General features: G+C 33.8%; 17 protein-coding genes. 13 read left to right on the forward strand and 4 right to left on the reverse strand.

Going from position 1 to position 14,758, the window contains the following annotated elements:
* Positions 1 to 98 precede the first annotated feature (98 nt).
* On the reverse strand, positions 99 to 905 hold the full coding sequence (locus GQS07_RS10125) for a hypothetical protein (protein WP_158210694.1): 807 nt from the start codon (positions 903 to 905) through the stop codon (positions 99 to 101).
* Positions 906 to 1,099: 194 nt separating this feature from the next.
* On the opposite strand from GQS07_RS10125, the gene pyrR reads away from it, so the two are divergent.
* The 7 genes from pyrR (at position 1,100) to GQS07_RS10160 (ending at position 5,473) form a co-directional block, all read left to right on the forward strand.
* Positions 1,100 to 1,648, forward strand: coding sequence for a bifunctional pyr operon transcriptional regulator/uracil phosphoribosyltransferase PyrR (pyrR, locus tag GQS07_RS10130; protein WP_090406000.1), 549 nt, complete (start codon positions 1,100 to 1,102; stop codon positions 1,646 to 1,648).
* Between the two features lie 26 nt (positions 1,649 to 1,674).
* Complete coding sequence (locus GQS07_RS10135) at positions 1,675 to 2,601, forward strand: aspartate carbamoyltransferase catalytic subunit (RefSeq protein ID WP_158210695.1); 927 nt, start codon at positions 1,675 to 1,677, stop codon at positions 2,599 to 2,601.
* Between the two features lie 48 nt (positions 2,602 to 2,649).
* Positions 2,650 to 2,991 (forward strand): ribonuclease Z, encoded by a 342-nt coding sequence (locus GQS07_RS10140; protein WP_158210696.1) that lies wholly within the window; start codon positions 2,650 to 2,652, stop codon positions 2,989 to 2,991.
* Between the two features lie 99 nt (positions 2,992 to 3,090).
* Complete coding sequence (locus GQS07_RS10145; protein WP_158210697.1) at positions 3,091 to 3,999, forward strand: ribonuclease Z; 909 nt, start codon at positions 3,091 to 3,093, stop codon at positions 3,997 to 3,999.
* An 11-nt stretch (positions 4,000 to 4,010) separates the two neighbouring features.
* The gene (gene pdxH, locus GQS07_RS10150) at positions 4,011 to 4,658 is read left to right on the forward strand and encodes a pyridoxamine 5'-phosphate oxidase (RefSeq protein WP_158210698.1); all 648 of its coding nucleotides are present in this window, start codon (positions 4,011 to 4,013) and stop codon (positions 4,656 to 4,658) included.
* A gap of 7 nt (positions 4,659 to 4,665) precedes the next feature.
* A complete protein-coding gene (locus GQS07_RS10155; protein ID WP_090405984.1) occupies positions 4,666 to 4,923 on the forward strand; it encodes a hypothetical protein in 258 nt (85 codons plus the stop codon).
* Positions 4,913 to 5,473 (forward strand): Smr/MutS family protein, encoded by a 561-nt coding sequence (locus tag GQS07_RS10160; RefSeq protein ID WP_090405981.1) that lies wholly within the window; start codon positions 4,913 to 4,915, stop codon positions 5,471 to 5,473. Before GQS07_RS10155 ends, GQS07_RS10160 begins: the two co-directional genes overlap by 11 nt.
* 544 nt (positions 5,474 to 6,017) lie before the next feature.
* On the opposite strand, the gene GQS07_RS10165 is transcribed toward GQS07_RS10160, so the two are convergent.
* Positions 6,018 to 6,428 (reverse strand): hypothetical protein, encoded by a 411-nt coding sequence (locus GQS07_RS10165; RefSeq protein ID WP_158210699.1) that lies wholly within the window; start codon positions 6,426 to 6,428, stop codon positions 6,018 to 6,020.
* Between the two features lie 825 nt (positions 6,429 to 7,253).
* Here GQS07_RS10165 and GQS07_RS10170 point away from each other — a divergent pair.
* Positions 7,254 to 8,348 carry a porin gene (locus tag GQS07_RS10170; protein ID WP_158210700.1) on the forward strand — a complete coding sequence of 365 codons (1,095 nt, stop codon included), beginning with the start codon at positions 7,254 to 7,256 and terminating at the stop codon, positions 8,346 to 8,348.
* 177 nt (positions 8,349 to 8,525) lie between these two features.
* On the opposite strand, the gene GQS07_RS10175 is transcribed toward GQS07_RS10170, so the two are convergent.
* Positions 8,526 to 8,768 (reverse strand): hypothetical protein, encoded by a 243-nt coding sequence (locus GQS07_RS10175; RefSeq protein WP_158210701.1) that lies wholly within the window; start codon positions 8,766 to 8,768, stop codon positions 8,526 to 8,528.
* Between the two features lie 290 nt (positions 8,769 to 9,058).
* Here GQS07_RS10175 and GQS07_RS10180 point away from each other — a divergent pair, with 290 nt between their 5' ends.
* From GQS07_RS10180 to GQS07_RS10195, 4 genes are all read left to right on the forward strand, one after another.
* Positions 9,059 to 9,610 (forward strand): hypothetical protein, encoded by a 552-nt coding sequence (locus GQS07_RS10180; RefSeq protein ID WP_158210702.1) that lies wholly within the window; start codon positions 9,059 to 9,061, stop codon positions 9,608 to 9,610.
* A gap of 1,050 nt (positions 9,611 to 10,660) precedes the next feature.
* Positions 10,661 to 10,999, forward strand: a complete 339-nt coding sequence (locus GQS07_RS10185) for a DUF4878 domain-containing protein (protein ID WP_158210703.1) — start codon at positions 10,661 to 10,663, stop codon at positions 10,997 to 10,999.
* Positions 10,969 to 11,577 (forward strand): YiiX/YebB-like N1pC/P60 family cysteine hydrolase, encoded by a 609-nt coding sequence (locus GQS07_RS10190; protein ID WP_158210704.1) that lies wholly within the window; start codon positions 10,969 to 10,971, stop codon positions 11,575 to 11,577. Before GQS07_RS10185 ends, GQS07_RS10190 begins: the two co-directional genes overlap by 31 nt.
* A 197-nt stretch (positions 11,578 to 11,774) precedes the next feature.
* A complete protein-coding gene (locus tag GQS07_RS10195; RefSeq protein ID WP_158210705.1) occupies positions 11,775 to 12,314 on the forward strand; it encodes a GRAM domain-containing protein in 540 nt (179 codons plus the stop codon).
* A gap of 752 nt (positions 12,315 to 13,066) precedes the next feature.
* On the opposite strand, the gene GQS07_RS10200 is transcribed toward GQS07_RS10195, so the two are convergent.
* Positions 13,067 to 13,207 carry a hypothetical protein gene (locus GQS07_RS10200; protein ID WP_158210706.1) on the reverse strand — a complete coding sequence of 47 codons (141 nt, stop codon included), beginning with the start codon at positions 13,205 to 13,207 and terminating at the stop codon, positions 13,067 to 13,069.
* Positions 13,208 to 13,263: 56 nt separating this feature from the next.
* On the opposite strand from GQS07_RS10200, the gene GQS07_RS10205 reads away from it, so the two are divergent.
* The gene (locus tag GQS07_RS10205; protein WP_158210707.1) at positions 13,264 to 14,739 is read left to right on the forward strand and encodes an anion permease; all 1,476 of its coding nucleotides are present in this window, start codon (positions 13,264 to 13,266) and stop codon (positions 14,737 to 14,739) included.
* Positions 14,740 to 14,758: the final 19 nt, after the last annotated feature.

Consider the following 14,758-nt stretch of genomic DNA (forward strand, 5'->3'; position numbering starts at 1 on the left):
AGTTAAAACATTTATTCGACAGAACGCGGTTGTCCTATCTGCTTATTGTGTTTTGACTGCTGTGTTCTCTTTTTATTGCTTTTGTTTATAGTCAGTTATCAATCTTCTTTTTTTACTAAACCAAACATCATAACCAGTTGGTCGTCTTTGTAAAAGTTTAGTGTTTGTTCTGCAATGTCAAAGTGAAAGAAGGTGTTGTCAAATTTACTGATAAACGCTTTTTGTTGGTCTGTAGTTAATTCATCGAAAGTAGAAGTAAACTGTATAGGTTCAAAGTAAAACGTACTATCTGTAGCATTGATTTGTAACCTACTTTCAAAAGGTACACCATCTATTGTACCTGTAAGCAGTTGTTGTGCAAAGTCAAAAGCAACAGTAATAGTAGTGTTTACGTCTGTATTGCCATCAAGTTGAATAAGTTGCCACATAAATTTAGATAAGAACTGCGTCATTCGATGTTTGTGTTCACTATAAAACTCCTGAAAGTGCTCAATATTCTCAATAAAGAACAAACTCTCGTTACTTGCATTTAGGTGTAGCTTGCGTTTTGTTAATAATTTCAACACATCCTTTTCAGTTGGAGAAAGCGGTTTATTATTGTGTTTTGTAGGAATACTTGGTTTACCTGTTTTAATACGAATATCGTCGTTGATTATATTTATTTTAGGAATAGGAATAAGAGCAACAATTGTTTTCTCTTGTCCCACTACAACAGGTTCACTTATTCTTGTTAAGATGATTTTACTTCCGTTAAAGCTCAATTGTAGATCTTTCTCCTTGTCTTGTACAACCCATTGGTTTTTAGAGATGTCGTTAAAAGACATTCTTTTGTTCTTGTGCTTCGTTTGAGCCAGGCCAATTTGACTTGTAAACGCAAATAATAAAAATAGTAATATTTTTTTCATAGTTGATAAATTTCAAATAATACGTTATTCAATTTATTTATAATTGATTACCTAATGTATTTACTCAAAAGTAGGTTTTTTAAAACAATTAAGAAGAGTGAAAAAAGCATTATTTGTTATAGTTTTTTTTAATAAAGTTAGTGGTAAACCATATTTAATTGTATTTTTACCCCCCAAACACAACTCTTTTTTATATGACTCCAAAAGTATTACTTACTTCAAAAGAGATTGACATTATTCTACATCGTTTGGCTTGTCAATTGGTAGAAAAACATCTTGATTTTTCGAACACTCTTCTTATTGGTATTCAGCCACGTGGAAAATATTTAGCAGAACGCATTAAAAATATTTTAAAGAATGAATATGGTATTGCAGATATCCCGTTGGGATTCTTAGATATCACGTTTTTCCGTGACGATTTTAGAAGAAATGAAAAACCTTTAGAAGCGAACAAAACACAAATAGATTTCTTAGTCGAGGACAAGAAAGTGGTATTTATTGATGACGTACTTTATACAGGGCGTAGCATTCGTGCCGCACTCACAGCTATTCAGTCCTTTGGTCGTCCTTTAGACATTGAACTACTTGTATTGATAGACCGTAGATTTAGCCGTCATTTACCTATTCAACCTGATTATAGAGGAAGACAGGTGGATGCTTTTGACGACGAAACTGTACGCGTACATTGGTCTGAAGATGGACTTAATGATAATGTATTCTTACAAGAAAGCGAAAAAAACTAACCACCTAAACTACTGATTAAAGTAAAATGAAAGAACTAAGCGTAAACCACCTTTTAGGAATTAAATATATCAACAAAAACGACATTGATTTAATATTCGAAACAGCGGATCACTTTAAAGAAGTAATCAATCGTCCGATTAAAAAAGTTCCTTCCCTTCGAGATATTACTATCGCTAATATCTTTTTTGAAAACAGTACTCGTACTAAATTATCTTTCGAATTAGCCCAAAAACGTTTATCTGCTGATGTTATCAGTTTTTCTGCAGCACAGTCGTCTGTGAAAAAAGGAGAAACACTTATTGACACGGTAAATAATATCTTGGCAATGAAAGTAGATATGGTTGTTATGCGTCATAACAATGCAGGAGCAGCACACTTCTTATCTAAAAACGTGAAGGCGAGTATTATTAATGCAGGTGATGGAGCACACGAACACCCAACACAAGCGTTGTTAGATAGTTATTCTATTCGCGAGAAATTAGGAGATGTAGCAGGAAAGAAAGTGGTTATTGTAGGTGATATTCTTCACTCGAGAGTAGCCTTGTCTAATATCTTCGCTTTGCAAATGCAAGGAGCTGAGGTTAGAGTATGTGGTCCTAAAACGTTGATTCCGAAACATATTGAAAGTTTAGGAGTTAAGGTAGAGTCAAACTTGAGAAAAGCGTTAGAGTGGTGTGATGTTGCAAATATGTTACGTGTACAAAACGAGCGTTTAGATTTTAGTTATTTCCCAACAACAAGAGAATACTCTCAACAATTTGGGTTAGACAAAGCGTTGTTGGATTCATTGGATAAAGAAATTGTGGTAATGCACCCAGGTCCGATTAACAGAGGGGTTGAGATTACTTCAGACGTTGCAGATTCGCAACAATCAGTTATCTTAGACCAAGTTGAAAACGGAGTAGCTGTACGTATGGCAGTTATTTACCTTTTGGCTTCAAAAATTAAATAAATTCGTTAATTTAGCTTTTCGTTAGATTAATAAAGCAAGTTGAATACAATGAAAATAAAAGAAAAGGGACATACCATTGTTGTTAGTAGTAATGAAGCTGATATAGCGGCTTTTGTAGAAAAGCTTAGTCAGCAATACGAAAGCAATTTTACAACACATAACCTTATCATTGACTTGACACATTCGGAAGCTGAAGTAGCAGAAGAAGATATTGAGTTGTTTGAAGAGTTAGCCATAACCCATATGGAAGAAGCTAATAAATCTTTTGTTATTGTTGTGTCAGACATCGACTTTAACGAGTTTGATGGCGACTTGATTATAGTGCCAACCTTACAAGAGGCGCACGATTTGATTGAAATGGACGAAATCCAAAGAGATTTAGGATTTTAAATATATAAAAAGGGCTTAAAGTAATTTAGGCCCTTTTCTTTTTGTGTGCTGTTGCTGTTTTTTGTAAATTACAACCTGAAATTTGAAATAAGCAGTACATTGAAACTTACCATATTAGGCTGTTATGCCGCTACACCCCGAACTATTACAAACCCAACTTCTCAAGTTTTAGAGATGAATGGACATATGTTTTTAATTGATGCGGGTGAAGGAACGCAAGTGCAGTTAAGAAAAAAGAAGCTAAAATTCCAACGTATTAACCACATTTTTATCTCTCACTTACACGGAGATCACTTTTATGGGTTAATCGGTTTAATCTCTACGTTTATGTTGCTAAACCGCAAGGCGGACTTACACGTTTACGGTCCTAAAGGGATTAAGGAAGTTATTTTATTACAACTTCGATTATCTAATTCATTTACCGGATATAATTTGTACTTTCACGAACAAACAAGTAAGGAAAGTAAAGTAGTCTTTCAAGATGATAAGGTTATTGTACGTACAATTCCGTTAGATCACCGTGTTTATACAAACGGTTATTTGTTTGAAAGTGTACCAGGAGAACGCAAGTTGCGCATTGGAGCAATTGAAGACTTGGGAATCGACCGTTGTTATTACCAAAAGATTAAAAACGGAGGAGATATTACCCTTGACAGTGGTGAGGTGATTAAGAATAAGGATATTTCGTATGATCCAGACCCGACAGAGAGTTATGCTTTTTGTTCAGATACTAAGTACTCTGAGGCTGTAGTTCCAATTATTAAAAACGTAAAAGTGTTATATCACGAGAGTACGTTTTTAGATTCAGAAGAACATTATACAGAGCGAACAAAGCATTGTACGGCTAAAGAAGCAGGTAGAATTGCAACATTAGCAAATGCAGGAACATTGGTAATGGGACATTATTCTACGAGATATAACGATATTAAATTGTTTAAAAAAGAGGCAGAAACTGTTTACTCTGGTCAGATCTTATTAGCTGATGACGGTAAGGAGTTTGACCTATAAAAGATATAAGTATGAGCGATTTAGGTGATTACAGAAAATCGTATGAGAAGAACGTATTGTTGGAGAGCGATGTGGATGAGAATCCAATGATGCAGTTTAGAAAATGGTTTTACGAAGTAGAGGATTTTGGAGGAGTAGATGAGGTGAATGCAATGACCGTTTCTACAATAGGACTTGATGGCTTTCCGAAGTCGAGAGTGGTACTGTTGAAATCGTATGACGAGAACGGTTTTGTGTTTTATACTAATTACGACTCAGAAAAAGGGAAGGCTATTTTGGCTAACCCACACATATGTTTATCGTTTTTCTGGGCATCTATGGAACGTCAGGTAATTATCAAAGGGATAGCTACAAAAGCAACAGATGTACAGTCAGACAATTACTTCAACTCACGCCCTTTGGGAAGTCAGTTAGGGGCAATTGTATCTAATCAGAGTGAGGTTATTCCATCGCACGATGTGTTAGAACAAGCGATAGTAACGTTAGAAAAGGAAGCAGAAGGAAAAGAAGTAAAACGCCCTGATAACTGGGGAGGTTTTGTGATAAGTCCTGTTTCAATGGAGTTCTGGCAAGGACGTCCAAATCGACTACATGACCGTATTCGATATACATTAACAGAAGACCAATTAGACTGGAAAATAGAACGTTTAGCTCCATAAAAGAGATATGAAAAAAGTGAAAATATTATTATCTATTGTTACCTTGTTCTTTATGGGATGGGCTTTGGTGGAACAATACGAAGAGCATCCAAAAGTATGGGTACAGGTAATTGGAGTGGGATTGTTTTTCTATTCGATGATGCGCTTGATGCAAAAAACACCAAGTAACACACACAATAGACAACATCCGTTTGAAGAAAGAGATCTAAATGGAGAAGAAATAGATGAATCAGAAACATTAGACAAGAAAGAAGATGCTAAATAAAGGAGATTTTGTACAGGTACTTGACGAAGATGAAGAAGGAGTGGTTACTAAAGTGTCTGGTAATGATATAACGATTGAAACTAAAGACGGCTTTATCTTGAATTATCAAGCGAATGAGTTGTTGAAAATAGCTAAAGAAGACGAAGTAGATATGCGCTCAGCAAGTACGCGTAGTTCTATTAACGCTGCTTTACAAGATAAGGTTGACCCTATAAAACGCTCGTTTACAAAGGAAAAGCGTTCTCGTAAAGATGAGTTTATTATGGAAGTTGATTTGCATATTGAGAAGTTGACAAAAGACCATAAACGTATGGAGAAGTACGATATGCTTACACTGCAATTAGAAACCGCAAGGGGACAAGTAGAGTTTGCAATTCGCAATCGCATACCACGTATTGTATTTATTCACGGTGTAGGTGAGGGAGTTTTGAAAACGGAGTTAGAGTTTTTGTTTAGTCGCTATCCAGAAGTAGTTGCTGAAGATGCAAATTACCAGAAGTATGGTTTAGGAGCTACGCAGATTTACTTCAAACAGAATGTAAATAGATAAAAGAAATAAGTGCAACTTATTGCGCTATTTAATATAAGCCTTAAAAAGTGTACAAACCTTTTTAAGGCTTTTTTGTTTTGGTTAAGTAGTTGTAAATAAAGCAATAAATAAGAACTGTATATGCCTTTTTTGTACAGTAATAAAAGTTTGCTTCGTTTTATGAATCAGCTTCGTATTAACCATAGTAAGTATCGTAGTATTCAGGACACTAATCGTGTGCTACTATTAGTTTAGTAAGTAAATAAAATGGAATATGAAGTAGTAAATACGCTTAAAAGCCAAGCTTAGTATAGCAAAAAGGCTTACAAGAATAAGCGAAGTAGTTAGCGGCTATTTTGCCAATTGTTACGGTATAGATACAAAAGTATAAGCATAAAAAAAATCACTTAATATATCGAAATATAAAAAGTGATTCCTCATTAAAATTCATACTAATACACAACATTTTAAAGGTACACATAAATATTTATAAATCATACCTTTTCGGTATTATTTTAGAAATAGAATATAAAAAAAGCATTGCTTATTAAGTGATATAAAAATCTTATTTAGCCTTGTCTGCTTCTAATCGTATCTCTCTATACATTGTGTTTTCACTGTCCTTAATCTTTTTAGGGAGACTTCTAAATAAAAGCACACCATTTTCTACATCATCAATATATTCATAATCATTGTCGTAAAACTCATAGTAGTCTCTTCCATTTTCAGTGTGTGAGTACTCAAATAAACACTTTCCAATAGTCTGCTTATCCGTTAATCCCTCCAATAAAAAGGCATTCTCTTCTTCGTAATAATACAAATTAGCGTGCTGTAAAAAGACCTTCTTGTCTAATTTTACTTGATTAACATAAATGATTTCGTAAGCAGTGGATACTACATCATCTTCCTCTGTCGTTTGACCAAAAGAAAGAGAAGTAAACAAGGTAAAAAGTGTGATATATACTATTCGTGGCATACTGTCTATTTTCGTTTAAAATTATTGAATATTTTCCACAAGCGAAAAAATCAAGCGTATATTCTTTCAAAGTAGGTGTGTTGTTATTGTGTTGTGTCATCTAAGGCAGATTGCTATTGTTTACGTTATTTATTAGAGGAGTTAGGCTTTTAAACGTAAGAAGGTGTAATGCTACACTTCGCTTGATTTAGGCCATCTACGTCTGTGTATTGAGAGCGTTACGTTGTAGAACGACAAGTAAGAACAATAGTTTTAAAGTGGGGGATTAGATCAAGTAACGATACTTTTTTTAGAAAAAGCGAGATAAATGCGCTCTAATAAACGTTATCTGTTTTTTAGACGTGGGGGGTGTAAAAGGTAAGGTTGTTTCGTTAGATGCGACTTATATATGCTTCACAAAGGTGTTTTGTTACAAAATGTCAATTCTATTGTGAGAAAACTATTTAATTTGTAGCTTTGCGCCACATAGATTACGCAGGCTATACCCACTATGCGATGCATAGAGTCTGTTATTTTACCCAACTTTACAATGGCGCAATTAGCTAAACCCCCTGGGAGTCTGTAAGCGTTCTACCCAAACGCAAGGTTCCTGTAGTAAGCCCATACAACAAGCTTCTACACAAGAGGTAGATACGAATCTCGTATTGTTACCCTCTTTTATTTTACAGTAGTACGAATTTTAGTAGTCATACGAAAGCATTGTATTTGCAGTGCTCTTGCTTTTGTGCGCTTTATAATTTGTGAAAACTGTACTTTAGAAACATAAAAATATGTTAATACTATCAAGGTATTTCGTATATTAAACTTTTTAAAACTAACCTAATTATGAGAATTAAGTATTTATTTTGCTTTTTCATATTTAATTCCCTATCTGTTTTCGCACAAGAAACTGAGAAAGAAGAAGAAAAGCTATTCGGATCTATAACCCCCGCTACAACAGTTTCTGGTGGTAAAGGAAAAAATAAAATAGACGTGTTTTTAGATAGTAAGTTTGAGAACTACACTAAATTCACCAGTCAAAACACCTCAGACAGCAAGTTTCGAACTGTGCAATCGCGTGTTTACGTAAAGGGAACTTACGACGATAAGTTGACCTATTCATTGCGTTACCGTTTAAATGAGAGTACGGCATCAAAGGCTTTGGAGTTTGCCTTTTTGGAGTATAATATTAACGACAATTGGACTGTAAGTGCGGGTAAACAATTCATCGCTTGGGGTTCAACCGAGTTATCATATAACAGTGCTGAGTTGTATATGTTTACCAATATCATCGCCTCATCTCAGTTGTTTAGTCCCGGAGCGAGTGTAACCTACAAACGCGCAGGGCAATCCTATAAATTACAAGTGGTGTCACAAGGCGAACAATTTGTTGCAGAGGAGTATAAAAACAAAGCTTACGGAGGATTGTTTTTATGGGAAGGAGAGTTGTTTAACAAGCACTTGAAAACCCGTTATGGCTATGGGTTGATGCAACACGATGCCAAGAAATACTACAGTTGGATTACAATTGGAAACCGATTGACGTTTGACAAGTTGATGGTAGAGATGGATTGGGTGTATGGAAGTTACAATTTGAACGACGCACAATTAAACAGTCATAATCCAGATACAGGTTTAGCCTATGTACGAGATAACGTAACAAGTGCCACGTTTAAGTATAAAACAAAGAAGCTAACCCCAATTGTCAAAGCGATGTATAACTACAGAAGTGATTTAGACAATAACGTATCCTATGCGTTGTCAGGAATATCAACAGCAGTAGAATACTATCCGTTTGAGAAGGCACCATTTCAAGCCTTACGCTTATATGCCGCTTATAACTTCTATAATTACAATTACAAGAAGTACGATGTAAAACCAGCAGATAAAAATGAGCATCAAATAGCACTTGGCGTACGATGGATGGTTCCGTTGTTTTAATTAATAACGAAGGACAATCAATTAAAATAGGGTTTACAAGCCCTTGTAAGTAAAGTAAAAAACAAGAAAATCTATGCAATAAAAAAAACACTGACGTATTTTTCGTCAGTGTTTTTTTATGCCTATTGTTTAGTGCTCACAAGATTTATAGCGATGGGCTAACAGAAGGTTAGTTAATTACTCCATATCCTTGTTTTTGCAGTCAGTGTTTTCGTTGAAAAACTCGTTATATATTTTTATGCTCTCAATAGGATCAGGCATCCCCATTGGAGCGTTGTCACGTTCATAATGTTCTATTAGTATATTCAGAACCTCCAGTTCGTCTGCCTCAGGACTATTCGTTTCAGCGCCTTGTAGGAGTTTTGTTCTAATCAGTGCAATGTGATAATCTTCTTCAGTTCTTATAGGTTTTACTCTCATAATGTTTTTTTTTAGTGGTTAAAGCTTTATGTAATAAAAACTTACGATTTTAAAGATACAGATAAAATATACGAGTAGTTCGCAATTTTTGAAAGTTTTAAGATATCAAATGTTCATTAAAAAAAGCAAAATAACTCTAAGAGTACTACTAAAGAAGCAACTATTGATTTATTTCTACAATATAGATTCACAATATTTAGGTATTTTAGGAGTAAGAAAGGTTAAATGTGATGAAATGTAGATAAGTATTGAAAATTAATTAGTATCTTAACCTTACTTAAAACAATAGTATGGAAAGTAAAAAAGACAGTAGAACAGGGCATAGATTAGCCTTTCTACTATTCGTTACCTCATTAGTAACATTAGTATTAATATATATTAGTCCGCAATGGCTTGGGGAACTTTTAGACTTCCTCTATGGCATTATTGGTGCACTTGTTTTAGTGAATGTTATTTATTTAGGAAGGTTAGTTTTTAAGATTATTAAGAGTAGAGGAGACCGTAAGAAACTGTATAATACTTGTATGGTTATGTTGATAAACGTACCATTTTTACTGTCCTTTATGTTTGTAGCTTTTGTAATAAAAAGCAATTTACGCATTACGTTTACAAATGAAACAGGCGTTGCATTGACCAATATAAAAATGACAGGATGTGAAGACTTTACTATACCTTTATTAGCAAAAGGACAAAGTAAGACGATTTGGGTAGATGTAAATAACGATTGTTCTGTAAGCATTATCTACGAAAAAGAGGGTGCTGTCATAGAAGAAATAGTAGTTGGTTATGCTACTCCAGGCTTTGGCGAGCGTGTAAAATATGCAATTGGAGGAGAAAAATAAGAGCGTGTTTAGATGCTTTTGTGTAACTCAATAGAGAAAATACGCTTTTTTTAGGCACGTAAACCCTGTGCTATCATTGTATTTGTGGCTAAAAAGCAATAAAACTATGCTTGAATTTACTTTTTTTATATTCTTATATAATTGATAGTTAAAACATTAAAAAATAATTTAAAAATACTTGTTAGAAACGCTTGCGCAGACGGGATTTATGCGTAATATTGCAACCGTTAGCAGCTACTGTTATAACTGCTGATTTTTTCCCTGATTAGGCTTCCAATTCTAATCGGGGATTTTTTTTGGAGTAAACTTTCATATACTCTATATGCTTTCAGCAATAGCTAAACTTCTTAGCTAAATTCCACCAACGTTAAAGAGATTCAACAGAAGTTTTAGAAAAGATTTGATAGGACCTCATTCGAGAGTCTTCCCACACAAGTTCGGGATTTGCTCGGAAATCAGCCTTTTTACCGAAGAAGTGTGGTATGAGTCTCGAACTTGATTCGAATTTGTTCTCTATAGTACCCTGTGTAATCCCAATAGTAGCACAAGAAAAATAGATTTGTTACAAGAACTCATCAAGCTTTTATTTGATGAGGTAAATCCGTTGTACATATATTAGTGAATCATTAGTTATAATAAAAATACAGTCATATAAATAGCTGTTTTTTATTATTTTTTTTTGAAGTAAGAAAATAATAATAAAAATATTTGTATTGTAAGTTGTTGATAATTAGTATGAAATAGTCTGTTTTAAAGAAGGGGGTAATATATAATTGATACTAAATTTTTAAAAAACTTATGCAGATGAGGATTTCCGTAAAGAAGTTCGCATTTTGAGTGTTAAATTCGCTTTAGTAAGGAACAAGAAAATATTTATTATTGTTTTGTTTTCATTTTCTTTCAATATGTGCGTAATTGAATTATAATAGTATTGAAAAGGAAGTAAATTAAAGTAAGTGTTAAGGAAGAGCTATCTGAAAAGATGGCTTTTTCTGTTTTATTGTTTTAACAAAAAATTATATCTTTAAAGAGATTTTAAAAAATGCTAAGATGAAAAAATTAATTGCAATTGCAGGAGCAGCACTATTATTTGTGTCGTGTTCAAATGGACCAAAAAATACGGTGCAGAGTTTTACTGAGAATATGGCTAAAGGGAAAGTGGATGAAGCTAAGAAATACGCTACAGAATCAACAGGGAAATTAGTTGACTTTGCAGCTTCAGTAGGAGGGACGCCTATTGAGCCTAACTATAAATTTGAGTTTATAAAAGATTCTATCGTTGATAACAAGGCGTGGGTAAAATTTAAAAACCAAGAAGGGAAAGAAGAGGAGATGCAAGTAGTGAAGATTGATGGTAAATGGTTGGTACATATCGACAGCAAGAAATAAATCGCTTAAAAGGGCTTTATTTGCTTTTTATCGTGCTTTTCATAGGATGCACTTCACCTAAGAAAGTAGATGATGGTTTACGACTACCAGCCACTTTGAATAAAGGAGATGTTGTTGTTCGTCAAGGCAATGGGTATTTTTCCGGTTTTTTTAGGAAACTTGGTTCACACGAGAAAAAGTATTCTCACATTGGGTTGATTGATAAAGTAGGAGATAGTTTATTTGTTATTCATATTGAAGCAAGTGAACTCACTGGTCAAGGGGAAGTATTGAGAGAGCCGATTTCGACATTTTTAAAGGATATAGATACGTATGCTTTTTATGCGAATATGCTATCCGCTTCACAACAACAAGCAGTGGTTAGTCAAGCTACAGCGTATTACAAAGCTAAAGTAGCGTTTGATTTAGAATTTGATAGTGCGAATGACGATAAGTTGTATTGTTCAGAATTAGTTGCTATGAGTATTAATAAAGCGCTGGATTCGACAGTGATTCGACCAACTTTACAGTATAAAGAAGTTCTGTTTTATGGATTAGACGACATTTATAATGCGTCAATTTTTCAAGAAATAGAGTAAATTATAAAACAAGGACTACTGATTGTAGTATAAAATATCACGGTGGTTATATCTTAAACCACCGAAAACGTTGAGTTTTTTAAGTTTGAGAAGGGGTGTTCGAAATGTCGGATACCCCTTTTCTTTTTTGCTATTTTATTATAAATTAAATAGTTGTATTTCTTTATATTTGTTAAAGAAATCTAAAGCACAACAAGATGAAGATTGGAAAAGATAAGATTGAGGTAAGTCTACTGGCAAAGGCTATTTCTATTGTTATAACTATAGTGGCTTATGCTATAGCATTAGTGGTTATAGATTTAATTTTTGATGAATTAGGTACATTTAGGTCTTATGCCATACAATCCGTGTCTTTTGGTATTTTTTGGTTTCTATTATTTGATTTTACAATGAATAAGTTTTCTAAAAAGGTTGACAAAGAAATAGAACTTGATTTAGAAGAAGGAGAAGAGCTAATAGCCTATGGAGTTGCTAATTTGTTTCGTAATTTAAACGGGAAGTTGTTTTTAACCAATAAACAGCTTGTTTTTAAATCATTTCAAGAGAATTTAAAAACAGGAACTATTAAACTGACTTTAGATAGAATTGAAAGTATCGAAAAACAAAAGACAATGCTCATTATAAATAATAGTTTATTGGTACGTACAATAAATGGTCATGAGTTTAAGTTTGTAGTAAACGATCGTGACGAATGGTTAAAAGTGTTGAACGAGAGTTTGACTTTAGTCAAAATATGATTTCATAGGAGATATTTACTCCTGAACATACGTTTTATAAACACAAACACCCTTGTAATTTTACAAGGGTGTTTGTGTTTATATGTCTTTGTGAGTACAAATAAAGGAAGTGGGTTAGATGCTATTTGAGAGAAAAATTAGCGTGTAGCCTTGTGTTTACGCAGAAATACGATTTTTGAATAGTCTTTTTTATGCCATTATACGTCATAATGGGCTTAAAAAACCATAAAACAGGGCCATTTTAGTGTAAAAAAAGGTAATAAATGTAAAAAAACAACAATTCTAAATAATACCTTTAACTTCTATTTTGTTTATAAGGCTTTAGAAGCAAGGTAGTTAAAAACAAGTGTTTTTCTTATAATTTTCAATTTAGTTTATTTTTTTATTTGAGATATGATATTTTTCGCATATTGTACCCTTGGTTTGATTGTTTTTTTGTAATTTTAATAATGAAATAATTAGGGATGGGTTTGGTTTTAAATGTTTGTTTTTCAGTGTATTGAAAATTATAATCTTTAATGTTTTTGCATAGAATTATTTCTGTTTTTTACATCAAACTCATTTGAGTAATTACGGTCAAAAAAGGCTTTATATCAGCTTTTTTTTGAGCTGTGATTCAATTATTTTAGGCTAATAAATAAAAAAAATATAAAAATCTGTTAAGGATAAATATGTTTGGCTTGTTTGTTGCTATATAATGAAAAAAAGGTAAAAGATAGAAGTAAGAACCTATTGCCAAAGCCTATTTGTGATTAAGACTTCATAAAGTCCCTATTGCCTTTAGTACAACCTTTGTTAGCAAAAGAGTACGTATAAGGTGTCTCCATTTCCTCTGAAATGCGATTGTTGTTTAATGCAATGTTTTGGTTAATTAGATTCTTGTTGTTTAACATAAACAACTGTTTCTTTCTATTTAAAGATTGTATATAAGACAAAAATTGAGAGTAAGATGGCAAGTAAATTAGACCCCATTAAACCAGTACCAGCGTTAGTCGCTGTCGCGTTAACATTAATTATTTGGTTTTTAGTTCCAGTTCCTGAAGGAGTAAGTCCAAATGCGTGGCATTTGTTAGCATTATTCGTAGGAACAATTGCAGCAATTATTGGAAAAGCCCTACCTATTGGAGGGGTATCCATTGTAGCTATAGCATTAGTAGCCATAACAGGAGTTACTAATCCGGGTAACTCAAAAGCAGCGTTAGCAGATGCTTTGAGTGGTTTCTCAAACGACCTTATTTGGTTAATTGGTATATCAATTATGATTTCCATCAGTTTGAGTAAAACAGGATTAGGAGCACGTATTGGTTATTTTTTAATATCATTATTTGGTAAAAAGACATTAGGTATTGCCTATTCAATGGCTTTTGCAGAGACTATCTTAGCTCCTGTAACACCAAGTAACACAGCGCGTGGAGGAGGAATTATTCACCCTATTATGCGTTCGATTGCCTCAAGTTTTGGTTCTAAACCAGAGCGTGGTTCTACAGAGAAAATCGGTAGGTATTTAGCGTTAGTAAACTACAACACTAACCCAATTACATCAGCGATGTTTATTACAGCAACAGCACCAAACCCGTTAATTGTAAGTTTGATTTATGAAGGAACATCTCCTAATCAACACATTTCATGGATGACTTGGGCAGCTGCAGCGTTTGTACCAGCAATTGTTTCATTAATCGTGATGCCGTTGGTTATCTTTTTCCTTTACCCACCAGAAATTAAAAAGACACCAGATGCACCTGAGTTTGCAAAAGCACAGATTAAAGATTTAGGTCCTTTTTCATTAGCTGAGAAAATTACATTAAGTGTATTCATCTTGTTGTTAATTATGTGGGCAGGTGTACCAGCGATGATATTCGGTAGTGCCTTTGTGATACAACCAACTACAGCAGCTTTTGTGGGATTAGCGATTTTAATCATATCAGGAGTGTTAAGTTGGGATGATATCTTGAAAAACAAAGGAGCTTGGGATACAGTAGTATGGTTTGCTGCTTTAGTAATGATGGCGAGTTTCTTAGGTAAATTAGGATTGGTATCTTGGTTAGCAACAACAGTTGGAACAGGTATTGACCACTTAGGAGTAAGCTGGATTGTAGGTGTGATTATCTTGTTATTAGTTTATGTGTACTCACACTACTTCTTTGCAAGTACAACAGCACACATTACTGCGATGTTTGGAGCGTTTTTCGCAGCAGGTATCGCATTAGGAGCACCTCCAATGTTATTAGCATTAGCATTAGGTTTCTCTTCATCTTTAATGATGTCATTAACTCACTACGGAACAGGTACTGCTCCAATTATCTTTGGATCAGGATATACTACACTGGGTGAGTGGTGGAAAACAGGATTTGTTATGAGTGTTGTCAACTTGCTAATCTGGATTATTATCGGTGGAGCTTGGTGGAAATTCTTAGGATTCTGGTAAGATATATAGACAATAAAAG

Source organism: Myroides phaeus, from assembly GCF_009799805.1.
In the GTDB taxonomy this organism is placed as follows: Bacteria; Bacteroidota; Bacteroidia; order Flavobacteriales; family Flavobacteriaceae; genus Flavobacterium; species Flavobacterium phaeum_A.